Here is a 26,704-nt window from a genome sequence, read left to right on the forward strand (position 1 = left end):
GGTGTGGGAGAGTAGGTCACCGCCGGACACTATTTACGGCCAAGGCCCCGACAGCAAATGTCGGGGCCTTCGCTCTTTAACCCCAAATATCCCCCCGGAGTCGACGGGCCCTGCCAGCACGGCCCCGCCACTGCCCGGCCGCGGTGCCGGCAGACTCAACGGCAGGGGTTTGCACCGGCCGAGATTTATAGGCACGCTCTCTCACTTCCTGCACCCGAAACAAGGGACCCTCACTCACTTCCTGCAGCTTCCTGGGCAACGCTCTCTCACCCCACCAAGGTCGGCCCGGGCACCCAGGCAAGCACGCCGCCGTCGTACCCGCAGGAAGTGAGAGAGCGTCGGTGACTTTCCCCCAGGAAGTGAGGGGAGCGTCCGTAATTCTCCCCGCAGGAAGTGAGGGGAGCGTCCGTAATTCTCCCCGCAGGAAGTGAGAGAGCGTCGATGGCTAGACGATGAACCGTCTCTCACTTCCTGCGCCGACGCCGTTGGGGTCCACCAGGAACCTGGTTGTGAGCATTCCCACGAAGCTCCTTCTGGCGGCTTTCCCGTTAGTCGTCCCGCGGGCTCTCGCCTAGAATTGCATGAGGTATGCGAGCTTCGTGGTGCTTTACCTCGGGTTGCGCACGGACAAGAAAACAAGGATAAGAGCGGCTGCGCATTGCGCCAGTGGTCGGCTCACTACAGGAGGAATCCACCATGGCTGAGCACAACGGCGGCAATCGCGGCGGACAAGACCGCCGACACTCCGGAGGTGACCGCGGCTCCAACGGCGGATCATTCCGTGGCACCAACAACTCCGGTGGAGATCCGCGCGGATTCCGCGCCCAGGACGGGCGGGGCTCAGATGGCCCCCGCCGTCCCGACGGCGATCGTGAGCGTAAGCCGTTCGGTGATCGTCCGCGCCGTGAAGGTGAGGGTGAGCGTAAGCCGTTCGGTGATCGTCCGCGCCGTGAAGGTGAGGGTGAGCGTAAGCCGTTTGGCGATCGTGAGCGTAAGCCGTTCGGTGATCGTCCGCGCCGTGAAGGTGAGGGTGAGCGTAAGCCGTTTGGTGACCGTGACCGTAAGCCGTTCGGTGATCGTCCGCGCCGTGAAGGTGAGGGTGAGCGTAAGCCGTTTGGTGACCGTGACCGTAAGCCGTTCGGTGACCGTCCGCGCCGTGAAGGCGAAGGCGACCGCCGCAGTTTCGGTGACCGTGACCGTAAGCCGTTCGGTGACCGTCCGCGCCGTGAAGGCGAAGGCGACCGCCGCAGCTTTGGCGGCGGCGACAACCGTAAGCCGTTCGGCGACAGGCAGGACAGGGCACCCCGCAGCTTTGACCGAGGCGACTCCGGCCCGCGCCAGTTCGGCCGCGACAGGGACGAAGATCGCCCGGTCCGTGTCCCCAACGCCCGGGACCTGCGCAGCGCCAACCGCCCGGACCGTGAGCGTTCTCCCGAGATCGACGAGGATGTCACGGGCAAGGAGCTGGACCGCGCCACACAGCACCAGATCAAGACCCTTGAAGCCAAGAGCGCTGAATGGGTGGCCCGCCACCTTGTGATGGCCGGTCGCCTCATCGACGAAGAGCCCGAGCTCGCCTTCCAGCACGCCTTGGCCGCCAGCCGGCGCGGCGGGCGCCTCGCGGCTGTCCGCGAAGCCGTGGGCCTGACGGCCTACGCCGCCGGACACTACGGCGAAGCTCTGCGTGAGTTCCGGACCTACCGCAGGATCAGCGGCTCCAACGTGCACCTGCCCGTCATGGCGGATTGCGAACGTGGCCTCGGGCGGCCCGACCGTGCCTTGGACGTTGTCCGCTCGGAGGAAGCCCAGGACCTGGACGCACCGGGCAAGGTGGAGCTGGCCATAGTCGCCTCCGGTGCCCGCTCGGACCTCGGACAGCTTGATGCTGCCGTCGCCGAGCTGGAGATCCCGCAACTGGACATCAATCGTGCCTTCTCCTACAGCCCGCGGCTGTTCCGGGCCTACGCAGATGCCCTGGGCGCCGCCGGACGTGGAGCCGAGGCCGGGAAGTGGCAACGCCAGGCCACGGTCGCCGAGGATGCCCTGGGCACCGGAATATCCGAGGAACCAGACATCATCGACCTCGGCTGGGACGAGGAAGAGGAGGCACGCGAGGAAGCCGAACGCCGGCGGCTGATAACCCAGGCTGCCGCAGACGCGGCTCCCGAGCAGGCACGCCCTTCTTCCGCGCAGCAGGCTGCCGAGGCCAGCCCGGAGGCCGGTGCCGCCGGCTCCGCGGCCGATCAGTCGTCAGCGATTGACAACGTTGACGACGCCGGCTCCGACTACTTTGAGTCCGATGACGCCGAGTCCGACGCCGACTCCGCTGAGACGGACGACGCCGAGGAAATGGAGTCAGAGAACGCCGGTGACGCCCACGCCGGTGACGCCCAGACCGGTGACATCCAGCCTGAAGAATACGAATCGGACCACGAGGACCGCAGGCCCGAAGGTTCGGAGGACTAGGCACGAATGGATGACACACACCTGATTTCGCGGTTCGACGCACTGCTCTCCGATCTGGACGGTGTGGTCTACGCAGGCCCCCATGCCATCCCGGGAGCGGTGGAATCGCTGCGGCGACTGGATGGCGTCGGCGTCGGCCTTGGTTACGTGACCAACAACGCCTCCCGGACGCCGGCGCAGGTCGCTGCCCACCTGCGTGAACTCGGCGCCCCCGCCGAAGACCACCAGGTGGTGAGTTCCTCGCAGGCTGCAGCCGAGCTGCTGGCATCATTGGTTCCGGCCGGATCCGCCATCCTGATCACCGGCAGCCCGGCCCTTGCCCACGAAATCGCGCTCGTGGGCCTCAAACCCGTGCATAGCGCCGAGGGCAACCCTGTGGCCGTGGTGCAGGGCTTCAACCCGGAAATCGGGTGGAAGGACTTGGCGGAAGCTGCGTACGTCGTGGCCGGCGGGGCATTGTGGGTGGCCACCAACACGGACATGTCCATTCCCCAGGCCCGCGGAATGGCGCCCGGTAACGGCACCCTCGTTGCCGCCGTCACGGCGGCAACGCGCCAGGCGCCGCGTGTCGCAGGCAAGCCCGAAGCTCCGCTGTTCCACGCTGCGGCCAAGCGCCTCGGGGCGGAGCGGCCGCTCGTGGTGGGCGACCGGCTGGATACCGACATCCTGGGCGGCAACAGAGCCGGCTTCGCCACAGTGGCCGTCCTGACCGGCGTCGACACCCGGGAATCGATCCTGGCGGCGCGCACGGACGAACGGCCCGCCTTCGTCATCCAGGACCTGACCGGGCTGTACCAGCCGTATCCCGCGGTGGAGAATGACGGCGGCGCGTTCCGCTGCGGTGATTCGACTGCCTCAGTAGTCGGAGAGAGTGTACGCATCAGCGGCAACAAGGAAAGCCTCGATTCGTGGCGTGCAGCCTGTGCCGCCTGGTGGGAGGCGCACCCGAACGCTGCAGAGGCCACAGCTCCCGTGCTTGAATGGCTCGGTCAATAGACTGGTGCCATGACAGAGCTGAATCCTGACTCGCACGTCGAGGCTGCCTCGTTGGTGTCCTGGCCTGAACCGCCGCCCGCCGATTCTGGCGCGGGTGGATCCGAGGGCATCTCCGTTGTCGACGGCACGGTCCACGAGATCCTGGACCAGGTGCGGGAGATCCCCGGATTGCCCGTTTCCGAGCATCCTGCGGCCTACACAGCGATGCACGACGCCTTGCTCGAAGCGCTGAACGATGACACTCCGTCCGGGGCCGGCGCCGCCTGACATGATCAGACTCGACCAGATGCTCGTCAGCCGCGGCCTTGCGCGGTCGCGCACGCATGCGGCGCGGCTCATCGCCGAGGGCAAGGTGTCTTCTGCCGGCGACGTGCTGGCGAAGGCGTCGCTCCAAGTGCCGGACGACCGTGAGCTCACGGTGGCGGAAGATGCCACCGACACCTACGTCAGCCGGGCCGGCCACAAGCTGGCCGGCGCGCTGGACGCGTTTCCCGCCGTCGTTGTCGGGGGCAAAAGGTGCCTTGACGCCGGTGCCTCCACGGGCGGCTTTACCGACGTCCTGCTGCGGCGGGGCGCCGCCCATGTGGTGGCGGTCGACGTCGGGCACGGCCAGTTGGTGCCTCAGCTCCGCAGCGATCCTCGGGTGAGCGTCTATGAGGGACTGAACGTCCGCTATATGGACCCGGACCACATCGGCGGCACCGTTGAGCTGACGGTGGCGGACCTGTCCTTCATTTCGCTGACACTGGTCCTGGCGCCGCTGGCGGCGTGCACCGGCCCCGGCGGTGACCTGGTGCTCATGGTCAAGCCTCAGTTCGAGATCGGCAAGGACCGGCTGGGACGCACCGGCGTGGTCACCTCAGAGCGCGAACGCCGGATGGCTGTCGGTAAAGTGGCGAGTGCTGCCATCGACGCAGGCCTGGAACTGCGCGGACTGGCCACGAGTCCGCTGCCCGGGCAGGACGGAAATGTCGAATACTTCCTGTGGATAAAACGAAGAATTGCCGAAGACTTGCCTAAGATCGAAGAGCGGGACGCAGCAGTGGCTGCGTTGCTCGGAAATATCTGGCCGAACCACTAGAGAGCGGAACCGATGAGCAGGCGTGTACTGGTACTTGCCCATACCGGCCGCGAAGAGTCCCTGAAGGCTGCCTGGGAAGCGTGCGCCCAGCTGCACGCTTCCGGCATTATCCCGGTGATGCAAAAGTCAGAACTGGGCGACATGGAGGGTTTCTTCGGGCGGCTGGAGCAGCCTGTCGAGGTCCTGCACGACCACGTCCAACTGCCCGACGTCGAGCTCGTCATGGTGCTCGGCGGTGACGGCACCATCCTTCGCGCCGCGGAACTGGTCCGCGAAGTGGACGTTCCCCTGCTCGGCGTGAACCTGGGCCACGTCGGCTTCCTGGCCGAAAGCGAGAGGGCAGACCTCACGCAGACCGTCGAATGGATCGCCAGCCGCGACTACACGGTGGAGGAGCGGATGACCATCGACGTCCAGGTCTGGGTGCGCGGTCAGAAAATCTGGCACACGTGGGCCCTCAACGAGGCGGCCATCGAAAAAGGGAACCGGGAACGGATGCTCGAGGTGGTCACCGAAGTGGATGAGCGTCCGCTGACGTCCTTTGGCTGCGACGGCGTGGTACTCGCCACGCCCACGGGGTCCACGGCCTACGCCTTTTCTGCCGGCGGCCCGGTCGTGTGGCCTGAAGTCGAAGCCCTGGTGATCGTCCCCATCAGCGCCCATGCACTGTTCGCCAAGCCACTGGTGGTCTCGCCCCGGTCACGGCTGGCTGTGGAGGTCCTGAACCGGACGGACGCCCAGGGCGTGCTGTGGTGCGACGGCCGCCGCTCGGTTGACCTTCCGCCCGGCGCCCGTGTTGAGGTCACCAAGTCAGCTACTCCCGTCCGCTTGGCGCGCACCCACCAGACGCCGTTTTCGGGGCGGCTCGTCCGCAAGTTCCAACTGCCGATTCACGGCTGGCGCGGCCCCGTGCCGCAGTCCGAGGAGGTGCACACCGGCCCGGTGCCGATCGTGCGCACGCCCCGGCCCATGGCGCCACTGTCCGCGCCAAGCCTTGACGGCCTGCCTCGGGCCGCGCAGCCTTTCGCCGGGCCTGATGAAGATTCCGATCCTCCGACGGGGAAGTGATCCATGCTTGAAGAACTGAGAATCCGCGACCTGGGCGTCATCACCGACGCCACGCTGCCGCTGGGCCCCGGACTGAGCGTTGTCACCGGCGAGACCGGCGCCGGCAAGACCATGGTGGTTACCGCCGTCGGGCTGTTGCTCGGTGCCCGGTCCGACGCCGGTGCCGTCCGCAGCGGCGCCAAGAGCGCCTCCGCGGAAGCCGTGGTCAGGCTCGACACCGGGCATTTTGCCTTGGGACGCGCCCGGGACGCCGGCGCCGAGATCGAGGAGTTCGACGGCGGGGCGGAACTGCTGCTGTCACGGCGCCTGGGGGCGGACGGACGCAGCCGTGCGTTCCTTGGCGGTCGGTCTGCCCCCGTGGGCGTGCTCGCCGAAATCGGCGAATCGCTTGTGGTGGTGCACGGACAGTCCGACCAGATCAGGCTGAAGAGCGCGACCGCCCAGCGCGAAGCACTGGACAAGTTCGCGGGGGAGAACCTGGCCGCAACCCTGGGCGGCTTCCAGGAACTCTACGGCTCATGGAAGTCCAGCCAGGCCGAGCTGGAAGCGCTCCGCAGCGCAGCGCGGGACCGGCTCCGCGAGGCCGAGTCGCTCGAGATTTCGCTGGCGGAAATCGACGCCGTTGACCCCCAGCCGGGCGAAGACGACACCCTCAAGGCCGAGGCCGTGAAGCTGGCCAACGTCGAGGAACTCCGCATCGCGGCCACCACCGCACACCAGGCACTCATCGCCGAGGACTTCGGCGACACCGGCGACGCCACGACCCTCGTGGATGCGGCAAAGCGGACGCTGGAGAACGTATCGGAGCATGACGAAGAGCTTGGCGCGGCCGCCGCGCGCCTCGCGGAGGTGGGCTTCCTGCTCAACGACATCGCCACGGAGCTTGCCAGCTATCAGGCCGGCCTGGATTCGGAAGGCCCGGAGCGGCTGGCCGAGATCGAAGACCGCCGTGCCGCACTGGCAAAACTTGTCCGCAAGTACGCGCCGAGCATCGATGAAGTCCTCGTCTGGGCGGAAAACGCCCGCGTCCGCTTCGATGAACTGCAGGACGACTCCACCCGGATCGAGGCCCTTGACGCCGAAGTGGCACGGGCGGAGGCGGAACTCACAAAACGGGCCGCTGCGATCAGCAAAATTCGGGCCAAGGCGGCCAAGGAGCTCTCGGCCAGGGTCAGCGCTGAGCTGAAGGCCCTCGCCATGGCGGATGCCACCCTGGTCATCAACCTCGAGGCCGCTGGCCAGTTGGGCCCCTACGGCGCGGACGAGATTTCCTTCCTGCTGCGGCCGCACTCGGGGGCTCCCGCGCGGCCGCTGGGCAAGGGCGCCTCCGGCGGTGAGCTTTCCCGGGTCATGCTCGCCATCGAGGTGGTGCTGGCAGCCGTTGATCCTGTCCCCACCTTCGTGTTCGACGAAGTGGATGCGGGTGTCGGCGGCCGCGCCGCCGTCGAAATCGGGCGCCGGCTGGCCATGCTGGCCCGCCACGTCCAGGTGCTCGTGGTCACCCACCTGCCGCAGGTGGCCGCCTTCGCGGACCAGCACATCCGGGTCACCAAGACCTCCGTGCGGGGCTCCGACGGCGGCACCGCCACCGGGTTCACCTCCAGTGACGTCCAACTGCTGGACGAGCCCGAGCGGGTCAGGGAACTGGCACGGATGCTCGCCGGCCAGGAGGACTCCGAAACCGCGCAGGCGCATGCGCAGGAGCTGCTGGACGATGCCAAGCTGCTGCCCCAACGGGCCTGAGCCGCAGGTGCCCTTGCCCGGAGGGCCCTTGCCCACACTGCCCTTGCCCCCAGCGCCCGGACACGGAAGACTGAGGCATTTGGGGACGCGTTACCCGATCCGTGGAAGGCTCAATTGATGATAGGCTCGAATTCCGTGGTGCAGCGATCAAATTCCCGTGTAAATTCCCGGTTCCCGGGCTCGTCCAAGACGACCAAACACATCTTCGTCACCGGTGGTGTGGCGTCCTCGCTAGGCAAGGGACTGACGGCTTCGAGCCTCGGCCACCTGCTGCGGGCACGCGGTTTGTCTGTAACTATGCAGAAGCTCGATCCCTATCTGAACGTGGATCCGGGAACGATGAACCCCTTCCAGCACGGCGAGGTCTTCGTCACAGACGATGGCGCCGAAACCGACCTCGACGTCGGCCACTACGAGCGCTTCCTCGATGAAAACCTCGAAGGCTCGGCCAACGTCACCACTGGCCAGGTGTACTCCACGGTCATCGCCAAGGAACGCCGCGGCGAGTACCTGGGTGACACCGTCCAGGTCATCCCTCACATCACCGATGAAATCAAGCGCCGGATGCGCCTGCCGGCCGAGGGCAAGAACGCCCCCGACGTCATCATCACCGAGATCGGCGGCACGGTAGGCGACATCGAGTCGCAGCCTTTCCTTGAGTCCGCCCGCCAGGTCCGCCAGGACATCGGCCGCGGAAATGTCTTTTTCCTCCACGTTTCCCTCGTGCCGTACATCGGCCCGTCGCAGGAACTGAAGACCAAGCCAACGCAGCACTCCGTTGCGGCGCTGCGCTCCATCGGTATTCAGCCGGAGGCGATCGTGATCCGTTCGGACCGCGAAGTCCCGCAGCCGATGCGCGACAAGATCGGCCGCATGTGCGACGTCGACATCGACGCCGTCATCGGCTGCCCGGATGCCCCGAGCATCTACGACATCCCCAAGACGCTGCACTCCCAGGGACTGGACTCCTACATCGTCCGCGCCCTGGACCTGCCCTTCAAGGACGTGGACTGGACCAGCTGGGACAAGCTGCTGGAAGCCGTCCACAACCCCAAGCACGAGGTTGAAATTGCCCTCGTAGGTAAGTACATCGACCTGCCGGATGCCTACCTCTCCGTCACGGAGGCTTTGCGCGCCGGCGGCTTCGCCAATGACGCCAAGGTCAAGATCCGCTGGGTCCCGTCCGACGAATGCGAAACCCACGAAGGCGCCGTCAGGTCGCTGGACGGCGTAGACGCCATCTGCGTTCCCGGCGGCTTCGGCATCCGAGGCCTCGAGGGCAAGCTGGGCGCCCTGAAGTTCGCCCGGGAAACCCGGCTTCCGGTACTGGGCCTGTGCCTCGGCCTGCAGTGCATGGTCATCGAGTACGCCCGCAATGTGGTTGGCCTCGAAGGTGCTTCTTCGAGCGAATTCGAGCCGGACTCCAAGTACCCGGTGATCGCCACGATGGAAGAGCAGCTGGACATCGTCGAAGGCAAGGGAGACCTTGGCGGCACCATGCGCCTGGGCCTGTACGAAGCCAAGCTGGACGAAGGTTCGGTCATCGCGGAGACGTACGGCACCACCACCGTCAGCGAACGCCACCGCCACCGCTACGAGGTCAACAACAAGTACCGCGAGCAGATCGCCGCCCAGGGCCTCGTGTTCTCCGGAACATCCCCGGACGGGAAGCTCGTCGAGTACGTGGAACTGCCCCGCGAAGTACACCCGTACTACGTCGCCACGCAGGCCCACCCCGAACTGAGCTCGCGCCCCACCCGGCCGCACCCGCTCTTCGCCGGACTGGTCAAGGCTGCGCTGGAACACCAGAGCGGCAGCGCCGACAACGGCGCCCTGGCCTCTGCAGCTCGGATCTCCGAGACCCCTGCGGGCGTGACGGGCACGGACGTGACGGGGACGAAAGCAACGGGGACGGCAGCAACAGCCCGCAAAGTAACCGCAAAGTAGACCAGAGCACCAACGACGGAGGACGGCGCGATGCCCGGTAATTCTGAAAACACTCCTGCTGCACGGCAGGTTTCGGATGCGCCGAGCCCGCGCCGTCTGCTGTCCACCGAGAAGGTCTACGAGGGCCGGATCTGGGACGTCGTCAGCGACAGCTTCAAGCTCACCGACGAGGGCGACCCCCTGGTCCGCGATTACATCGACCACCCCGGGGCAGTGGCCGTGCTTCCCATGAATGACGCCGGCGAGGTGCTGCTGATCAAGCAGTACCGGCACCCGGTGGGAATGGACCTCTGGGAGATCCCGGCGGGCCTGCTGGACGTGGAGGGTGAGGACTTCGTGGTGGGAGCCGCCCGGGAGCTCGCCGAAGAGGCGGACCTCGTGGCCAGCACCTGGAACGTCCTGGTGGATTTCTTCAACTCACCCGGATCCTCTAGCGAGGCGATCCGCATCTACCTCGCCCGCGGGCTCACCGAAGTGCCGGACCACGAACTTCACGTGCGCACGGATGAAGAGGCAGAAATCGAACTGCACTGGATTCCGCTCGAGGAAGCGGTGGCAGCGGTGCTGGAAGGGCGCCTGCACAACCCGTCCGCCGTCGTCGGAATCCTTGCCGCCGCAACAGCGAAGGCAGACGGCTTCGGCGATCTGCGGCCGGCCAACGCGCCCTGGCCGGCCCATCCCAGCCAGCGCTGATGACAGCAGTCACGGCAGCAGCTGAGGCTTCGCCGGCCCCGGGCCGCCCGAGCCAGGATCGTCCGCGGACGGCGATCGACCGCGCCGTGACCGACTACCTCCAGCACATGGGTGTGGAGCGCGGCCTCGCTGCCAACACCCTGTCCGCCTACCGCCGCGATCTTGCCCGCTACTCCAACTTCTTGGCCGCAGAAGGCATTAACCGCCCCGGCGACGTCACTCGCCACCATGTGACGGGCTTCGCGCAGGCATTGTCTGACGGTTCCGACGGCGGGACGCCCCTGGGCGTACGCTCGGCGGCCCGCACCGTGGTCGCCGTCCGGGGACTGCACAAGTTCTGGGCGCTGGAAGGAACGACGACGGCGGATCCGGCCAGCGACGTCCACCCGCCAATGCCCGGGAAGAGGCTGCCCAAGGCCATCACCGTGGATGAAGTCACCAGGATTCTTGAAGCCGCCGGGACCGACACCGCCACCGGGCTGCGGGACCGGGCACTGCTTGAATTCCTCTATTCCACCGGTGCCCGCATCAGCGAGGCCGTGGGACTGGATGTGGACGACGTCTCCCTGCAGCCTGCCGAGGCCGGACCGGCGATCGTGCGGCTGTTCGGCAAGGGTTCCAAGGAGCGCCTGGTTCCGCTCGGATCGTATGGGGCCAGGGCACTCGACGCCTACCTTGTCCGGGGCCGCACCCTGCTGGCAGCGAAAGGCAAGGGCACGCCGGCGCTCTTCCTCAACGCCAGGGGTGGGCGCATCAGCAGGCAGAGCGCCTGGACCATCCTGAAGGCTGCCGCGGAGAAGGCGAACATCACCAAGGACGTCTCGCCGCACACCCTTCGCCACTCGTTCGCCACGCATCTGCTCGAAGGCGGAGCGGATGTCAGGGTGGTCCAGGAACTTCTGGGCCACGCGTCCGTGACCACCACACAGGTGTACACCCTCGTGACGGCAGACACGCTCCGCGAAATCTATGCCGCGGCCCACCCGAGGGCTTTGGGCTAGGCGTAGGGCCGCACGCAGCATCCCGACGTGACGCCCAGGACCGGACCGGGCGAGGGCTACTGTTTATCCATGACGTCGACACCCGTAACCCTCTGTTTCATGCTTCGCGACGGTGCGGCGGGCCCGGAGGTCCTGCTGGGTCTTAAGAAGACCGGGTTCGGGATAGGGAAGATCGTGGGCCTGGGCGGCCATGTGGAGGAGGGCGAAACCGACGCGCAGGCGGCCTGCCGTGAGGTCCACGAGGAAGCCGGAATGGTGGTCCTGGAGGAAGACCTTCGCGACGCCGGGCTGATCGAATTCGTCTTTCCCGCCCGGCCGGAATGGAACATGTCCACCCGCTTGTTTACCGCGCGCCGATGGATCGGCGACCCCGTGGAGAGTGAAGAAATTATTCCGGAATGGTTTCTTGTCTCCGCGCTTCCCCTGGAGCGCATGTGGCAGGACGCCGAGCACTGGCTCCCCGCCGCGCTGGGTGGCGAAGCGGTGGCTGCGGTCATCACCCTGAACGATGACAACCAGACTGTGGCCTCCGCTGAATATTCTTCGCGGGGTGTGTAACAGCCGGCCCCGGAGCGGAAACAATACGGTTAGCCTGCCAAGCAGGACACTACTTCATTCGTTTTGGGGGATGCGTGGAATCGGAACGCGAACTGGCGTTCGTCGCCGTTCACAGGGAAAGCTATCCGCGGGTTTACAGATTCGTCCGGCGGCGCGTGGAGTCGGCAGAGCTTGCTGAAGAGCTCGCAGCAGACGTCTTCCGTGTTGTCTGGCAGAAATGGGGTGACGAGCCCCGGACAGACATCGCGTGGCTGTTGACGGTGGCGCGGAATCTGATTGGAAACGCGTACCGCAGCCGTGACAGGCTGCTGGCGCTGCAGGAGAAGCTCCGGGCAGCGGCGGAGCTGCGCTCCGGCGGGGAGTCCGGGGACCTCGTGGTCCAGGACGCGATGGCCGCCCTGCGTGAGAGTGAGCGCGACATCCTCCAACTGGCCTACTGGGACGAGCTGAGCATGGCGGAGATTGCGGGCGTGCTTCAGTGCAGCGAATCCGCCGCGAGGGTACGTCTGCACCGCGCGCGGGCCGCCTTCCGCAAGCAAATGCCGGTGGCAGCCGGATCGATCACGCAGAAGATGGGGGCATGACATGGATCCGATCCAGAATCTGATTTCCGGGACCGACCCGCTCCGTCACGACCCGGCAGAGGTGCCCGACGCTGACGCGGCCCTGCGCAGAGTGCTTGCAGGGGCGCCCATGTTCAGCGACAGCCTGCCCGCCGACGTGGTGAGGTTCGAGGACCGGAAAAGGCGCCGGGCGCGCCTGGCCGGCGTGCTTACATTGACCGCTGCGGCGGTGACGGCCGGCATCCTGGTGGCAGCGAACCTCGGGACCCTGACCTCGGCGCCCGCTCCCGCTGGCCCCGTTGCGCCCACCGTGTCTGAAACCACGGCAGCAGCAACAGCGAAGCCGACGGCAACACGGACCACCCCTGCAGCTACGCCGGCGACCGAGACGCCTCCGCAGAAGCCGGTCCCGGCGCCAGTTGCTTGGACCACCTTCACGGACGCCACCGGCCAGGCAACCTTCGAACACCCCGCCGGCTGGAGCGTGTCAGAGGCCCCGCACACAATCGACGGGGGTTCCTACAACACAGTCGAAGTGAAGAATGCCGCCGGCAAGACCAGGGCCACCCTGCGGTTGCTCTATGACTCAGCGGGTGGTCCAGCGTGCCCGGACCCGAAGCCATACCAGACCCTCGACTCGGTGGTCGTGGACATCCCGCAGAAAGCCGGGAAGCGCCAGGATTCCGCCCAAGGTCCGTCCGCCTTTGTCTTCCGCGTCATAGAGGGAGACAAGGTCTACGGCTCGCTGGCACTTGCCGACGAGGACCTGGCTCCGCAAACGACCACGTGTGGCTTGTACAACGGTATCCTGGGCCCGGAAAACGTTCCGATCCCGCAGTTTGGCGACACCACCTGGCTCATGGCCGACGGAAAAGACGCTCCGCTCACGTTTGATTCCCTTGCCGAGGCCAAGGCCTACATGGGGACGCAGGAGTACCAGGACGTCAAACGCATGCTGATCTCCCTTGCACTGCAGCCAGCCAAAACGGCCATCAGCCCACGCTTTGTCAGCCAGGACGGGAAGGCCAGCTTCGTTCTGCCGCAGGGCTGGACCGCGAAGGATGTCACTGTCGGAACGCCTGACTACCCGGGCTCGGGAATCCGGGTGACCGACGGGGCGGGCAAGACGGTGGCGGATTTCGTGCACGGTGCAGTCGGCGGCCTGGGCGGCGCCTGCACGGACGGGACGCACAAGATAACTGAGCTTGATACGGCCTCGTCATCTCTGACAGCAGACTGGGCCGCACAGCGGGCAGTCCGGTTCTCCTACCGGGTGATGGACCAGACGTCCGACGGCGAGGGACTCAGCTACCAGGTGGGGCTGGTGGACAAGTCCAGCGGGTCAGTGCAGGACAACTGCCTGATGTACACAGTGGTCACGGGCACACCGCGGGGAATGTTGTCCTTCGCAGACCGGGCCGTCCAAAACGCCTCCGAACCACGGTTTGCCAGCGTGGCAGAGGCCAGGGCCTACATGGAGACACCCGAATACCTGAAACTGAAGGCAATGATCCGGAGCCTGCAGATCACGTCCTGAGGCCTGCTGAAACGACGCCGGGCCGGTCACCCGAAAAGGTGACCGGCCCGGCGTCGTACGCTCGGAAGGCAAATCGAAGCTACGGGACGTGCCGTTCCTCCGGGCCGTTGTAGGCGCTCAGGGGGCGGATCAGCGAGTTGGAAGCGGCCTGTTCCATGATGTGGGCAGTCCAGCCGGTGATCCGGCTGGCGACGAACAGCGGCGTGAACATTTCTGTGTCGAAGCCCATGAGGTGGTAGGTGGGGCCGGCCGGGTAGTCCAGGTTCGGCTTGATGCCCTTGGCCTCATCCATCGCGGACTCGAGCCCGTTGTACAGCCCCAGCAGTTCGGGACGGCCGTAGTGCGCGATCATCTTGTCCAGGGCAGCCTTCATGGTGGGCACGCGGGAGTCGCCGTGCTTGTAGACGCGGTGCCCGAAGCCCATCACCTTCTTTTTCTGGGCCAGGGCGTCTTCCATCCAGGCCTTGGCCCTGGCTGCGGCCTCCTCCAGGGATTCCTCGGACCTGATGCCGATCTCGTCGAAGGTGTGCATGACGGCTTCGTTGGCGCCGCCGTGCAGCGGACCTTTCAGTGCACCGATCGCGCCGGTCACCGCCGAGTGCAGATCAGCCAGGGTGGATGTAATGACGCGCGCCGTAAACGTGGAGGCGTTGAAGGAGTGCTCGGCGTAGAGAATCATCGAGACGTTGAAGGCTTCGACGACCTCCGCCACGGCGTCCTCACCGAAGGCCATCCACAGGAAGTTGGCGGAGTAGCCAAGGTCCTCGCGGGGTTCCACGAGTTCCTGCCCGCGCCGGCGCCGCTGGTCATAGGCGACGACGGCGGGCATGGCCGCGAACAGGTCCACGGCCTTGGCCATGTTGGCCTCCCGGGAGGAGTCCTCGGCAAGTTCATGGCGCGCGCCCATCACGGAGGCAGCCGTCCGGCAAACATCCATGGGATGCGCCGTGACCGGCAAAGTGTCGACCACCTGCTTCACCACGGGATCCAAGGGGCGGCCGGCGCGCTCCCGGGCCGTGAACGCGGCCAGTTGCCCGGCATCCGGTAGCTCGCCGTTCCAGAGCAGGTACGCGACCTCCTCGAAGCTGCATCTTGCTGCGAGTTCCTGGACCGGATAGCCCCGGTACAGCAGCGAGTTCGTGTCCGAGTTGACCTTGGAGACGGCGGTGTAATCCACCACGACGCCGGCGAGGCCCTTTTTGATCTCTTCTTCAGCCATGCTGAACTCCTTCGTTCCTTGCGTCTGATTTACCGGCCGTCCGGGGCCGGTGGTCCGGGTGTGGGTTGCGCGTCAGTCGCTTCCGGGGATCCGGAAATTGAAGACGCCGGTGTCAAAGCGGTTGTAGGCCTCGTAGTCCACGAGGTCGTACAGCCGCACGCGGGTCAGCATGCTTCCTACCTGTGCCTCCTGCGTTCCGTCGGCCCTGATCGATTCCAGCGTACGCTCCGCAGCGCCCATGGCACTACGGAGCAGGGTGACCGGATATATCACCATGTTCACGCCCACACCCTGCAACTCGTCCACGGTGAACAGCGCGCTTTTCCCGAACTCGGTCATGTTGGCCAGGATCGGCACGTCCACCGCGTCACGAATGGCCTGGAATTCGCTCAGGTCCTTCATCGCTTCCGGGAAGATGGCGTCGGCGCCGGCCTCGACCAGGGCGCGGGCACGGTCCTTGGCGGCCTCCAGCCCGTCCACCGCCCGGATGTCCGTGCGGGCCATTATCAGGAAGTTCTCATCGCGCCGGGCGTCCGCAGCGGCCCTGATGCGCTTGGTGGCCGTATCCAGGTCCACCACGTTCTTGCCGTCCAGGTGGCCGCAGCGCTTCGGGTTGAACTGGTCCTCGATGTGGCAGCCGGCTAGGCCGGCGTTCTCCAGCTCCTGGACGCTCCGGGCGACGTTCATCGGCTCGCCGAATCCGGTATCGGCATCCACGATGGCCGGCAGGTCCGTCATGCGGGCGATTTGCCCGGCCCGGGTTGCCACTTCGGTGAGTGTGGTCAGCCCGATGTCCGGCAGTCCGAGGTCGTTGGCCAGGACGGCGCCGGAAATGTAGACGCCGGCGAAGCCTTTCTCCTCGATCAGCCGGGCCGAGAGGGGGTTGAACGCGCCTGGGAACTGCTGGACGGTCCCGGAGGCCAGGATTTCCCGCAGCTTGATGCGCTTCTGCTCTGGCGTGGTTTTCGAGTACAGCATTTAGAACAGTCCCTTCGGTGCGGCCGAGAGGTCGATGACGCCGGGTGCGGCGGTAATGTTCAGCTGGTCAAGCTCGCCGGCGGCCAGCTGCGGAAGCCGGGCAGCGGCGTCGAGGAACCGCTCGATCTCCTCGTCCTCCACCAAACCGGCTGCGAGGGTGCGGAACTTGTTCACGTACTGCTTGCGGGCGAACGGCCGGGCGCCCAGTGGGTGCGCGTCCGCCACGGCGATCTCGTCGGTGATGACGGTGCCGTCGGCCAGCGTGATCTCCACGGAACCGCCGAATGCCTTCTCGTTGATGTCCAGGGAGTGGTACCGGCGGGTCCATTCGGGATCCTCCACCGTGGTGGCCTTGTGCCACAGCTCCACGGTGTCGGGCCGGGCGGCGCGTTCGGGGGCGTAGGAGTCCACGTGGTGCCAGGCGCCGTCCTGCAGTGCAACGGTGAAGATGTAAGGAATGGAGTGGTCCAGCGTTTCGCGGCTGGCAGTGGGGCTGTACTTCTGCGGATCGTTCGCGCCGGAGCCGATCACGTAGTGCGTGTGGTGGCTGGTCTTGATCAGGACCGACTTCACGTTTGCGGGGTCGGTGACCTCGGGGTGTTCGCCGTGGAGTTTCCGGGCGAGGTCGATCCAGGCCTGGGCCTGGTACTCGGCGGAGTGCTCCTTGGTGTAGGTGTCCAGGATGGCCCGCTTGGCCTCACCGGCTTCGGGCAGCGGGACGCTGTAGGAGGCGTCCGGGCCGTCGAGCATCCAGGCGATGACGCCGTCTTCGCCTTCGTAGATCGGCACGGGGGAGGTCTGGCCACGCATGGCGCGGTCCGCGGATTCGACGGCCATCTTGCCGGCAAACGCGGGGGCGTGGGCCTTCCAGGTGGAGATCTCGCCCTTGCGCGACTGCCGCGTTGCCGTGGTGGTGTGCAGCGCCTGCCCCACTGACTGGAAGATGGTTTCGACGTCGAGCCCCAGCAACGTGCCGATGCCGGCAGCGGCGGACGGGCCGAGATGCGCCACGTGGTCGATCTTGTGCTTGTGCAGGCAGATGGCCTTGACCAGATTGACCTGGACCTCGTAGCCGGTCGCAATCCCGCGGATCAGGTCCGCTCCGTTGGAGCCCACGTGCTGGGCGACGGCGAGGATCGGCGGGATGTTGTCGCCGGGGTGGGAGTAGTCGGCAGCCAGGAAGGTGTCGTGGTAATCCAGCTCCCGGACAGCCACGCCGTTGGCCCACGCGGCCCATTCGGGGGAAACGCGCTCGCCGATGCCAAAGACCTTCGAGCCCTTGCCGTTGGTCGAGGGGCCATGGGTCAGGGCCTGTGCCCGCGCGGCGATGATCGGGGCGCGGTTCAGCGAGGCAATGGCTACAGAGGCGTTGTCGATGATGCGGTTGATCACCATGTCGGTGACGTCGTCCGTGACAGGCACGGGGTCGGCCGCCACCACGGCGATTTTATGGGCGAGCTGGTCTTCCCGGGGGAGGTTTTCCTCGCTTTTGTACACGCGGACGTGGTGTTCCTTGACCATGGGGGCTCCTTGTTATTGAGGTGTATGGGTGGCTTTGACGTGGGAGAGGCTGCGGTGCAGGTGCATGGTGGTGGCGGCCTGGGCAAGCCGCGGGTTGCCGGCTGCTATCGCCTCGGCGATGGCGGCGTGTTCGGCAGCGGCGGCTGTTAGCCGCGCGTAGTCGTCGGCGGCGAGCCGGCGGACCCGGACCAGGTGCACGCGCAGGCTCCGCATGGCCTGCGCCAGGTAGGAGTTGGAAATGGCGGCGTCGATCGCCGAATCGAGACGGGCCACGAGCTCGTAGTACTCGTGGCGGGCCGGATCAATGGCGCTAATGAGTGCGGGCGCTTCGAGAAGCTCGCGCTGCAGCTGCAGGAAAACGGCGGCATCACCTCGCTCTGCCGCCAGAGCGGCGGCCTTTCCTTCGAGCGTTTCGCGGAGTTCGAACAGTTCGTCGATGTCCTCCAGTGAGATGTCGGTGACGACGACGCCGCGGCCGCCGGCCGTCGTCGTGAGCCCTTCCGCGGTGAGGCGGCTCAGCGCTTCCCGCAGCGGTGTCCGCGAGACGCCGAGGCGTTCGGACTGCTCGACTTCAGCGAGGACGGTACCGGGGCGGAGGCGCCATTCGATGATGTCGTCGCGCAGTGCCGCATAGGCTCTGTCGCTGGCGCGCATCCGGCCTCCCTTCGTTGGTAGTCCTGTTGAGTGTATACATAAAACCCCATCCAGCCCAGTAATTTGGTGAAAATGGCAGAAGATAATCCTTTATGTATACACAGCCCTTGTTTGCGGACCTGTGTCGGGGATAGCATGGGCGCAACACAACGTAGTGGACAGGAACTCTTCATGGTCACCAACAGCTACCGCGACGCCTACGACCGCAGCCTCACCACGCCCGACAAATTCTGGCTGGAGGCCGCAGGGCGGGTGTCCTGGTCGCAGGCTCCGCACCAGGCCGTGGACAGCGCCCGTGCTCCGCTCTATAGCTGGTACCCGGACGGCGTCCTTAACACAGCCTTCAATGCGCTGGACCGGCACGTCCAGGCGGGCCGCGGAGACCAGGACGCACTGATCTACGACTCCGCCGTGCTTGGCGCCAAGCAACGGTACAGCTACGCGGAGCTCACCGATCTCGTGGCCAGGTTCGCCGGGGTCCTGAGGGCGCAGGGCGTGGGCAAGGGGGACCGGGTGGTGATCTACATGCCCATGATTCCCGAAGCAGCCATCGCCATGCTGGCAACCGCGCGTCTCGGTGCCATCCATTCCGTGGTGTTCGGCGGGTTCGCGCCCAAGGAACTGGCCGCGCGCATCTGCGACGCCGCCCCCATGGCCGTGGTAACCGCCTCCGGCGGAATCGAGCCGTCCCGCCGCGTGGAGTACCTGCCCGCAGTGGCGGAGGCCCTCGCGCTCGCAGGCGCGGAAGGCACCCGGGTCCTGGTCAAGGAACGGGACGGCTTCGCGGCTCAACGCGCCGACTTCGCTGGCTGGCTGGACTGGGACGAGCAAATGGCCGGGGCAGCAGCCGCTGCGCCGGTGGATGTCAGCGCCACGGATCCGCTCTACATCCTGTACACCTCAGGCACTACGGGAAGCCCCAAGGGAGTGGTCCGGGACAACGGCGGCCACGCAGTGGCCCTCGGCTGGACCATGGAAAACATTTACGACGTCGGGCCCGGTGACGTGATGTGGACGGCGTCCGACGTCGGCTGGGTCGTGGGACATTCCTACATTGTGTACGGCCCGCTCCTGGCCGGCGCCACAACCGTTCTGTACGAGGGCAAACCGGTGGGGACTCCCGATGCCGGCGCGTTCTGGCGGGTTATCGAGGACTACAAGGTCAATGTTCTCTTCACCGCGCCCACCGCCCTGCGTGCCATCCGCAAGGCGGATCCTGAGGCCGCGCTGCTGGCCCGCTACGACACCTCCAGCCTGAAGACCCTGTTCGCCGCCGGCGAGCGCCTGGACACCGACACCTATCACTGGGCTGCGCGTATCCTGGGGGTGCCTGTGGTGGACCACTGGTGGCAGACGGAAACGGGCTGGGCCATTTGCGCAAACCCGCGCGGACTGGACTCCCTCCCCATCAAGCCGGGCTCACCCACGGTGGCGATGCCAGGCTTCAACCTTGGCATCGTGGACAGTTCCGGCGCGGAAGTCGACGCCGGAACCGAAGGAAACATCGTGCTTAGGCTTCCGTTGCCCCCGGGCACCCTGACGACGCTGTGGGGCGACGACGACCGGTACATCTCGTCGTACCTCCAGGCATTCGAGGGCTGCTATGCCACCGGCGACTCGGGTTACCGCGACGGGGACGGGTATCTCTTCGTGATGGGGCGGACCGATGACGTCATCAACGTCGCCGGACACAGGCTGTCCACCGGCTCCATGGAGCAGGCCATCGGACAGCACCCTGCGGTGGCCGAATGCGCCGTCATCGGCGTCGCCGATCCGCTGAAGGGCCAGCGTGCCAGCGGATACGTGGTGCTGAAGTCGGGCGTGGACCTGTCGGTGCCGGTTCTCGAACGGGAGCTCATCGCGCTCGTCCGGCGGGAAATCGGGGCGGTGGCCGATTTCAAGAACGTCGCGGTGGTGGAGGCGCTGCCCAAGACCCGGTCGGGGAAGATCCTGCGCAAGACCATGCGGCAAATCGCCGACGGCGAGGAGTACGTTGTTCCCTCCACCATCGAGGACGCCGGGGTGCTGGACCAGCTGATGGCAGCCCTGCGGCCGGCGGACGCCAACGGCGCCGGTTGAGCTTGTCGGAACCTGCTCCGTCAGGCGCGGGACCAGCGGTACTCGTTTTCCGGGCGGCCAGGCGCCCCGTACCGGGCCGTCCGGGAGACCGCGCCGGCGTCGGCGAGGTACTCCAGGTAGCGCCGGGCGGTGACCCGCGACATGCCGAGCGCCGCCATGACTTCGGTGGCCGAGACCGCCCCCGGCTGCTGCTTCATGAAGTCGCGGACGGCATCAAGGGTGGAGTGGGCCAGGCCCTTCGGAAGCGGCAACTCTGACGGCGCCCTGAGGCTCGCGAAGGCCTGGTCCACGTCGCTCTGGGATGCGCCCACTTTGGCCGAGCCGGATTCGGGCGAGGCCAACTGCTCGCGGAATTGCCGGTAGCTGTCCAGCTTGTCCGCGAAGGTGGCAAACGTGAATGGCTTGATGAGGTACTGCACCACCCCGATTGAGACGGCGCTGCGCACGATCGCGAGCTCCCGGACCGCGGTGATGGCGATGATGTCTGCGAAGTGGCCCGCAGAGCGCATGCGCCGGGCAATATCCAGGCCGTGGAGGTCCGGCAGGTTCATATCCAGCAGGACCAGCTCCACTTGGCTGCCGGCGGCCGCGAATTCCGTGAGCATCCGCAGCGCGGACTGTCCGTCCGGTGCCGTGCCCGCAAGACTGAACCCGGCAAGCCTGCCCACGTAGGCGGCGTGCGCCGCCGCTGCTACGGGTTCGTCCTCGACGACGAGGACTCGGATGTCTGTCACTCTTGCTCCTCCGGGAGACGTGGCGGGACGGCTGCTGGGAGCACGATATGGAAGCATGCGCCGCCGTTGGTGCCGCCGGCGTTGGTGATGGTCATCGTACCTGCAAGGCGCTGGACAGCCTGCTTGACCAGCGCCAGCCCGAGGCCCCGCCCGAAAGGCCCGGCCTTCTTCGTGCTGAATCCGTAGCGGAACACGTCGTCCACGGACTTCGGGTCGATGCCCTTGCCGGAGTCCTGGACGGTGATATCCAGTCCGCCGCTGCCCGAATCGACGGTCAGTGTCACGCGTTTCGGTGCCGGGGCGTCGGCGGCAGCGTCAATGGCGTTGTCCAGCAGGTTGCCCAGGACTGTGACGAGGTCCTGGACCGCCAGTCCGCCGGTGAGGGCCGGACCTGAGGCATCCACCACGAGCTCGACCCCCCGTTCATGGGCTTCCGCAGCCTTGCCCATCACTAAGGCGCTCAGCACCGGCTCCTGGACCGAACTGACCATGTCATCCGTCAACTGCTGGCTCAGCTCCAGGTCCTTCGTCGCGAACTCCAGTGCCTCACCTGTTCTGCCCAGTTCCAGCAGGGAAACCATGGTGTGCAGTCTGTTCGCGTGCTCATGGGTCTGCGCACGGAGCGCACCCGAGAGAGTCCGCATGCTCTCAAGCTCAGTGCCCAGGGACTCGATTTCCGTGCGGTCACGGATCGTGGCCACTGTTCCGAAGACCGCAGGGCGTTGCCGTCCGGCAGGGGAGTCCGGTCCCACAGCCGGACCCTGGTTCACGACGAGAACGCCGGAGTCCGTCAGGTGGATCTCGTCGAGGGCCGTGCGTCCCGAATCGAACAGGTTTTTCAGGCTCGGTGCCAGCGGGAGGTCCGCGAGGAACGGCGCGTCCGCCTGGTCGCCGCCGGATCCCCGCGGCGCCAGTCCCAGCAGCTCAGCAGCCTGGTCGTTGTACATCACCACCCTTCCCCTGGGGTCGATCAGGATGACGCCTTCGCGGACCGAATGGAGTACTGATTCGTAATACGCAAAGAGTTGGGCAAGTTGCTCCGGGCCCCAGCCGCGCGTTACGCGTCGAAGATAACGTCCGAGCAGCCAGGACGTCAGCGATCCGCCCAGCAGGAGGCCGCCGGCGATGACCAGCAAGGCCGGAATTCTGCCCGCCACCGCGACGTCAATGTTCCTTACGGTCACGCCGGCGGCGACCAGCGCCTTCACCGAGCCGCTGGCGTCCTTGACTGGCGCGATGGTTCGCACGGAGGGGCCAAGGGTTCCGGCCGTGATTTCCGTGAACACGCGCCCGTCGAGGGCTTCGGAGATCGAGCCGATATAGGGCTGGCCCAGCTCCTCGTCCAGGGGGTGCGTCCACCGGGTCCGGTCCGGCGCCATGATGGTGATGAAATCGGCGCGCGCGTCACCCATCACCCGGCGTGCATACGGCTGAAGCGTGGCCGAGGGGTCACTGGAGGCAGCGGCCTGGAGCACCAGCGGGTTGTCGGCAATGGAGACAGCCACGGCCGTCATCCGGCGTCCGGCCTCGTCGTAGGTGCGGTCACGGGCGTCCACGAAGGCGGCCGTGCCCACGATTGCCGTAAGCGCCAGCACGAACAACAGATTCGCGACGAACAGCCGCCTTGCAATGCTCCAACGGTGGATCACAACACCTCCTATGACCAATATGAACGCAACGGTGAGCCAGGTCACGCCATGCCCAATGATGGAAATCACAAAGGACCGACGCGAAGAGCCCAGAGGCTGAGCCGAAGCGTCTTCCAGATTATCCATAAGGAGAGACACCATGGCTTCTCAACGAGGAGAGTCGGCTGCGCCGGCCAAAGCCGCGCGCAAGGGACTCGACAAGTCCCACTACCTCTACATCGCCGTCATCGCCGCCGTCATCCTGGGCGCAGTCGTCGGACTGCTGTTCCCGGAGGTCGGCAAATCCCTGAAGCCGCTGGGTGACGGCTTCATCAAGCTCATCAAAATGATGATCGCCCCCATCATCTTCTGCACGATCGTGCTGGGCATCGGCTCCATCGCCAAGGCAGCCACTGTCGGCAAGGTGGGCGGCCTGGCCCTCGGCTACTTCGTGGTGATGTCCACATTCGCCCTGGCGATCGGCCTCGTGGTGGGCAACATCATCCACCCCGGTGAGGGACTGGAACTTGCCCCCTACGATCCCAACAAGAAGGCCGCAACGGACAGCACCGTGGACTTCCTGCTGGGCATCATTCCCAGTGACGTCCCCGTGCTTCCCACGCTGCTCGCCGCGATCCTCGTGGGCTTCGCCCTCCAGAAGATGGGCCCGCAGGGCGCCCCGATCCTCAAGGCAATCGGTCTCGGCCAGGCAGTTGTCTTCCGGATCCTGATAATGATCATGTGGCTCGCCCCGGTCGGCGCGTTCGGTGCCATCGCCGCAGTCGTCGGCGCCACGGGCTTCCAGGCCATCGTGAGCATGTTCACCCTCATGGTCGCCTTCTACATCACCTGCGCACTCTTCATCGTCGTGATCCTCGGCGGCCTGCTGCAGGTGGTGGCCGGGGTGAGCATTTTCAAGCTCATGAAGTACCTTGCACGTGAATATCTGCTGATCTTCTCCACCTCGTCCTCCGAGGCCGCGCTGCCCCGCCTGATCGCCAAGATGGAGCACTTGGGTGTCTCCAAGCCGGTTGTCGGCGTCACCGTGCCCACGGGCTACTCGTTCAACCTGGACGGCACCGCCATTTACCTGACCATGGCGTCACTGTTCGTGGCCAACGCGATGGGAACTCCGCTGGACCTGGGGTCCCAGATCTCGCTGCTGATCTTCATGATCATCGCTTCCAAGGGCGCAGCCGGCGTTACCGGTGCCGGCCTTGCCACGCTGGCCGCTGGTCTCCAGGCTCACAGGCCGGAACTCCTCGGCGGCGTCGGCATGATCGTGGGCATCGACCGGTTCATGTCCGAGGCCCGTGCCCTGACGAACTTCACTGGCAACGCCGTGGCGACCGTCCTGATCGGCACCTGGGTCAAGGAAATTGACGGCGAACAGGTGGACCGCGTGCTCTCCGGCGAGGAGCCGTTCAACGAGCAGACCATGATGGCCGACCACCATGGCATGGTGGAAACCCCGGCACAGGCTGTTCCGGCCAAGGCCTGACACAAACAATCCCGGCGCCGATGCGCCGGACCGCCGCCCGCACAGGCGTAGCCTGTGCGGGCGGTTCTCATTTGCCCGGGAGGCCGGGGGCGGGGCAACCTTCTACCTCAGGTACAAGGTAAAGGCTCAAGCGCCATCAAAAGTCAAGTTCCACGGAATGCCGTGTCGGGCGCTGTAGCCTTGGGTGGAAGAAGCATGGGCGCTCGACAGTCAGGCGCAGAAACATCACCGTCATCGAAAGTGTGGATAGATACGTGAGCAGCGAACAGGGTTCAGCAACTCTGGAAGGCACGGAACTCGACCTGGAAGACGCCGTGATGGGTCCCACAGGACGTCCCTACCGCGAATTTCCGGAGCCCGCGCCGCTGTCCTCCCATGGACCGGCCCGCGTGATTGCCATGGTCAACCAGAAGGGCGGCGTGGGCAAAACCACGTCCACCATCAACCTTGCGGCCGCGCTGGCAGAGTACGGCCGCCGCGTGCTGCTGGTGGACTTCGACCCCCAGGGCGCACTGTCCGCCGGGCTCGGCGTCAACCCGCATGAACTGGACCTCACCGTCTACAACGTCCTGATGGACCGGAAGGTGGACATCCGCGATGCCATCCACCAGACCGGCGTCGAGAACGTTGACCTTCTCCCGGCCAACATCGATCTGTCCGCTGCGGAGGTCCAGCTGGTCAACGAGGTCGCCCGCGAACAGGTCCTGGACCGCGCGCTGAAAAAGGTCGAGGACGACTACGACATCGTCCTGATCGACTGCCAGCCTTCCCTCGGCCTGCTCACGGTCAACGCCCTCACCGCCGCCCACGGCGTCATCATTCCCCTGATCTGCGAATTCTTTGCCCTCAGGGCCGTGGCGCTGCTCGTGGAAACCATCGACAAGGTCCAGGACCGCCTCAACCCGCGGCTGCAGGTGGACGGCGTGCTCGCCACCATGTACGACGCCCGCACCCTGCACAGCCGCGAAGTCATCACCCGCCTCGTGGAGGCCTTCGGGGACAAAGTCTTCGAAACCGTCATCAAGCGTTCCATCAAGTTCGCCGACGCCACGGTGGCCGCCGAACCGATTACAAGCTACGCCGGCAACCACATCGGTGCCGACGCCTACCGCCGCCTCGCCAAGGAACTTATCTCGCGCGGCGGCGCGCCCTAGCCTGGATGACGGCTGAGTCGGCAACGCCGCTCGCGCAGGGCGGCCAGCAGGCGGACGCGGACGACGGCGGGACCCCGCCGGAAGTGCGGAAGTCCGGCTTTGAAGTGCGGCTGGCGAACTTCACCGGCCCCTTCGACCTCCTGCTTGCCCTGATCTCCAAGCATCAGCTCGACATCACCGAGGTGGCGCTTGCCACTGTGACCGATGAGTTCATCAAGTACATCCGGAACCTGCAGCAACTGGGGGAGGAGTGGGCCCTCGACGAGGCCAGCGAGTTCCTCGTCATCGCCGCCACACTCCTGGACCTAAAGGCCGCCCGGCTGCTCCCCGCGGGCGAAGTCGAGGACGATGAGGACATAGCGCTCCTGGAGGCCCGGGACCTGCTTTTTGCCCGGCTGCTGCAATACAAGGCGTTCAAGCAGGTGGCTGCGCTAATGGACACCACACTTGAGCTGGAGTCGCGTCGGTACCCGCGTCAGGTGGCGCTGGAAGAGCACTTTGCCGCCATGCTTCCGGAGCTTGTCTGGAAGTACACGCCGCAGCAGTTCGCCGCGCTTGCCGAAGCAGCCGTGAAACCAAAAACTCCTGAGCCGACCGAAGTGGGGCTGGCGCACCTCCACGGCAGTCCTGTCAGTGTCAGGGAACAGGCGGAGCTGATCGGGCTTCGCCTGCAGCAGGGAAAACCCCTGTCCTTCCGGGCGCTGATCGCGGATGCCGAGTCCACCCTCATGGTGGTTGCGCGGTTCCTGGCCCTGTTGGAACTCTTCCGGGACCAGGTAGTGGCCTTCAACCAGCTTGCCCCGCTCGGTGACCTGACCGTCCGCTGGACTGCGCCGGGCGCCGGGTGGAGCAGCGATCATCTGAGCGAAGAATATGAGGAACAGCCGTGAGGAACACCCACCAGGAACCTTCTCCCGACGACGGCCTTGACGTCTCCGGGCTTCCCGGTGGTGCCCGGTCTGCCCTGGAGGCCGTGCTCATGGTGCTGGACCAGCCCGCCTCAGCCACGGACCTGGCAGCCGGGCTGAACCTGACGGTGGATGCCGTCGAGCTGCTGCTGCTGGAACTGCAGCGCGAGTATGACGGCTATACTGTTAAAGCCCCGGATATGGAAATCGCCAGAGAAGCTGGCTTTACCTCCAGCCCCCGGGGCTTTGAATTGCGGAATGTTGCCGGTGGCTGGCGCATCTACTCACGGGCCGAATTCGCCGACATTGTCGGTGCCTTCGTCCTTGAGGGCCAGACAGCCAGACTGACCCAGGCCGCGCTTGAAACGCTCGCCGTCATCGCCTACAGGCAACCCGTTTCCAGGGCCAGGGTGTCTGCAATTCGGGGAGTTAACGTTGACTCTGTCGTGCGGACGCTGACCCAGCGCGGACTGATCGAGGATTCCGGAACAGATCCGGAGTCGGGCGCCGTCCTGTACCGCACGACGTCGTATTTCCTTGAACGCATGGGAATCGGCTCGGTGGCTGAGTTGCCTCAGATTTCGCCGCACCTTCCGGGGCTGGAAGGAATCGAAGAGTTCTACGACGCCGGAAGAATGTAGGCCATCGGGCCTGCGCGACAGTATTTATAGGGGC

The 26,704-nt window shown here is 66.0% G+C and carries 24 protein-coding genes; 17 read left to right on the forward strand and 7 right to left on the reverse strand.

Annotated features, from left to right (window positions below; translation table 11 throughout):
• Nucleotides 1-840: 840 nt before the first annotated feature.
• Nucleotides 841-1,533: a hypothetical protein gene (locus AC1DD3_RS14895; RefSeq protein ID WP_476882014.1), complete on the reverse strand. Its 693-nt coding sequence runs from the start codon at nt 1,531-1,533 to the stop codon at nt 841-843.
• Here AC1DD3_RS14895 and AC1DD3_RS14900 point away from each other — a divergent pair.
• The 12 genes from AC1DD3_RS14900 to AC1DD3_RS14955 all read left to right on the forward strand — a co-directional run bounded on the left by AC1DD3_RS14900 (nt 1,522) and on the right by AC1DD3_RS14955 (nt 13,653).
• Nucleotides 1,522-2,466 carry a hypothetical protein gene (locus AC1DD3_RS14900; protein ID WP_230117728.1) on the forward strand — a complete coding sequence of 315 codons (945 nt, stop codon included), beginning with the start codon at nt 1,522-1,524 and terminating at the stop codon, nt 2,464-2,466. The two genes, AC1DD3_RS14895 and AC1DD3_RS14900, sit on opposite strands and share 12 nt — an antisense overlap.
• A 6-nt stretch (nt 2,467-2,472) precedes the next feature.
• Nucleotides 2,473-3,462, forward strand: a complete 990-nt coding sequence (locus AC1DD3_RS14905; RefSeq protein ID WP_230117727.1) for an HAD-IIA family hydrolase — start codon at nt 2,473-2,475, stop codon at nt 3,460-3,462.
• 9 nt (nt 3,463-3,471) lie between these two features.
• Nucleotides 3,472-3,729 (forward strand): hypothetical protein, encoded by a 258-nt coding sequence (locus tag AC1DD3_RS14910; RefSeq protein WP_230117726.1) that lies wholly within the window; start codon nt 3,472-3,474, stop codon nt 3,727-3,729.
• A 1-nt stretch (nt 3,730) separates the two neighbouring features.
• A complete protein-coding gene (locus AC1DD3_RS14915) occupies nt 3,731-4,543 on the forward strand; it encodes a TlyA family RNA methyltransferase (protein WP_230117725.1) in 813 nt (270 codons plus the stop codon).
• Nucleotides 4,544-4,555: 12 nt separating this feature from the next.
• Nucleotides 4,556-5,611: an NAD kinase gene (locus tag AC1DD3_RS14920; protein ID WP_476876561.1), complete on the forward strand. Its 1,056-nt coding sequence runs from the start codon at nt 4,556-4,558 to the stop codon at nt 5,609-5,611.
• Nucleotides 5,612-5,614: 3 nt separating this feature from the next.
• Entirely contained in the window at nt 5,615-7,354 is a 1,740-nt protein-coding gene (recN, locus tag AC1DD3_RS14925; protein WP_230117723.1) for a DNA repair protein RecN, read from the forward strand.
• Nucleotides 7,355-7,471: 117 nt separating this feature from the next.
• Complete coding sequence (locus tag AC1DD3_RS14930) at nt 7,472-9,301, forward strand: CTP synthase (protein ID WP_230117722.1); 1,830 nt, start codon at nt 7,472-7,474, stop codon at nt 9,299-9,301.
• Between the two features lie 30 nt (nt 9,302-9,331).
• Nucleotides 9,332-9,994 carry an NUDIX domain-containing protein gene (locus tag AC1DD3_RS14935; RefSeq protein ID WP_230117721.1) on the forward strand — a complete coding sequence of 221 codons (663 nt, stop codon included), beginning with the start codon at nt 9,332-9,334 and terminating at the stop codon, nt 9,992-9,994.
• Entirely contained in the window at nt 9,994-10,995 is a 1,002-nt protein-coding gene (xerD, locus tag AC1DD3_RS14940; RefSeq protein WP_290369724.1) for a site-specific tyrosine recombinase XerD, read from the forward strand. Before AC1DD3_RS14935 ends, xerD begins: the two co-directional genes overlap by 1 nt.
• 69 nt (nt 10,996-11,064) lie before the next feature.
• Nucleotides 11,065-11,553, forward strand: coding sequence for an 8-oxo-dGTP diphosphatase (locus AC1DD3_RS14945; RefSeq protein WP_230117720.1), 489 nt, complete (start codon nt 11,065-11,067; stop codon nt 11,551-11,553).
• A 74-nt stretch (nt 11,554-11,627) separates the two neighbouring features.
• Nucleotides 11,628-12,137 carry an RNA polymerase sigma factor gene (locus tag AC1DD3_RS14950; protein WP_230117719.1) on the forward strand — a complete coding sequence of 170 codons (510 nt, stop codon included), beginning with the start codon at nt 11,628-11,630 and terminating at the stop codon, nt 12,135-12,137.
• A gap of 1 nt (nt 12,138) precedes the next feature.
• Nucleotides 12,139-13,653 (forward strand): hypothetical protein, encoded by a 1,515-nt coding sequence (locus AC1DD3_RS14955; RefSeq protein ID WP_476882015.1) that lies wholly within the window; start codon nt 12,139-12,141, stop codon nt 13,651-13,653.
• 79 nt (nt 13,654-13,732) lie between these two features.
• Here the strand turns inward: AC1DD3_RS14955 and AC1DD3_RS14960 are convergent, their stop codons facing one another.
• From AC1DD3_RS14960 to AC1DD3_RS14975, 4 genes are all read right to left on the reverse strand, one after another.
• Nucleotides 13,733-14,872, reverse strand: coding sequence for a bifunctional 2-methylcitrate synthase/citrate synthase (locus tag AC1DD3_RS14960; RefSeq protein ID WP_476876569.1), 1,140 nt, complete (start codon nt 14,870-14,872; stop codon nt 13,733-13,735).
• A 72-nt stretch (nt 14,873-14,944) separates the two neighbouring features.
• On the reverse strand, nt 14,945-15,850 hold the full coding sequence (gene prpB / locus AC1DD3_RS14965; RefSeq protein ID WP_476882016.1) for a methylisocitrate lyase: 906 nt from the start codon (nt 15,848-15,850) through the stop codon (nt 14,945-14,947).
• Entirely contained in the window at nt 15,851-17,371 is a 1,521-nt protein-coding gene (locus tag AC1DD3_RS14970; protein ID WP_476882017.1) for an MmgE/PrpD family protein, read from the reverse strand.
• Nucleotides 17,372-17,383: 12 nt separating this feature from the next.
• Complete coding sequence (locus AC1DD3_RS14975; protein ID WP_476882018.1) at nt 17,384-18,025, reverse strand: GntR family transcriptional regulator; 642 nt, start codon at nt 18,023-18,025, stop codon at nt 17,384-17,386.
• 171 nt (nt 18,026-18,196) lie between these two features.
• Between AC1DD3_RS14975 and AC1DD3_RS14980 the strand changes: the two genes are divergently transcribed.
• A complete protein-coding gene (locus tag AC1DD3_RS14980) occupies nt 18,197-20,104 on the forward strand; it encodes an AMP-binding protein (protein WP_230117713.1) in 1,908 nt (635 codons plus the stop codon).
• A gap of 20 nt (nt 20,105-20,124) precedes the next feature.
• Here AC1DD3_RS14980 and AC1DD3_RS14985 read toward each other — a convergent pair whose 3' ends face one another.
• Both AC1DD3_RS14985 and AC1DD3_RS14990 read right to left on the reverse strand, forming a co-directional pair.
• Nucleotides 20,125-20,838, reverse strand: coding sequence for a response regulator (locus AC1DD3_RS14985; protein ID WP_230117712.1), 714 nt, complete (start codon nt 20,836-20,838; stop codon nt 20,125-20,127).
• Nucleotides 20,835-22,487 (reverse strand): sensor histidine kinase, encoded by a 1,653-nt coding sequence (locus AC1DD3_RS14990; RefSeq protein ID WP_230117711.1) that lies wholly within the window; start codon nt 22,485-22,487, stop codon nt 20,835-20,837. The genes AC1DD3_RS14985 and AC1DD3_RS14990 overlap by 4 nt, the downstream gene beginning before the upstream one ends.
• A gap of 139 nt (nt 22,488-22,626) precedes the next feature.
• On the opposite strand from AC1DD3_RS14990, the gene AC1DD3_RS14995 reads away from it, so the two are divergent.
• The 4 genes from AC1DD3_RS14995 (at nt 22,627) to scpB (ending at nt 26,670) form a co-directional block, all read left to right on the forward strand.
• Complete coding sequence (locus tag AC1DD3_RS14995; RefSeq protein ID WP_476876575.1) at nt 22,627-23,967, forward strand: cation:dicarboxylate symporter family transporter; 1,341 nt, start codon at nt 22,627-22,629, stop codon at nt 23,965-23,967.
• A gap of 254 nt (nt 23,968-24,221) precedes the next feature.
• Nucleotides 24,222-25,121 (forward strand): ParA family protein, encoded by a 900-nt coding sequence (locus tag AC1DD3_RS15000; protein ID WP_230117709.1) that lies wholly within the window; start codon nt 24,222-24,224, stop codon nt 25,119-25,121.
• Nucleotides 25,122-25,126: 5 nt separating this feature from the next.
• A complete protein-coding gene (locus AC1DD3_RS15005) occupies nt 25,127-26,011 on the forward strand; it encodes a segregation and condensation protein A (protein WP_476882019.1) in 885 nt (294 codons plus the stop codon).
• Nucleotides 26,008-26,670, forward strand: a complete 663-nt coding sequence (scpB, locus tag AC1DD3_RS15010) for an SMC-Scp complex subunit ScpB (RefSeq protein WP_290369723.1) — start codon at nt 26,008-26,010, stop codon at nt 26,668-26,670. The genes AC1DD3_RS15005 and scpB overlap by 4 nt, the downstream gene beginning before the upstream one ends.
• The last annotated feature ends 34 nt before the right edge of the window (nt 26,671-26,704 follow it).

Source organism: Arthrobacter sp. 05T444 (assembly GCF_056395905.1).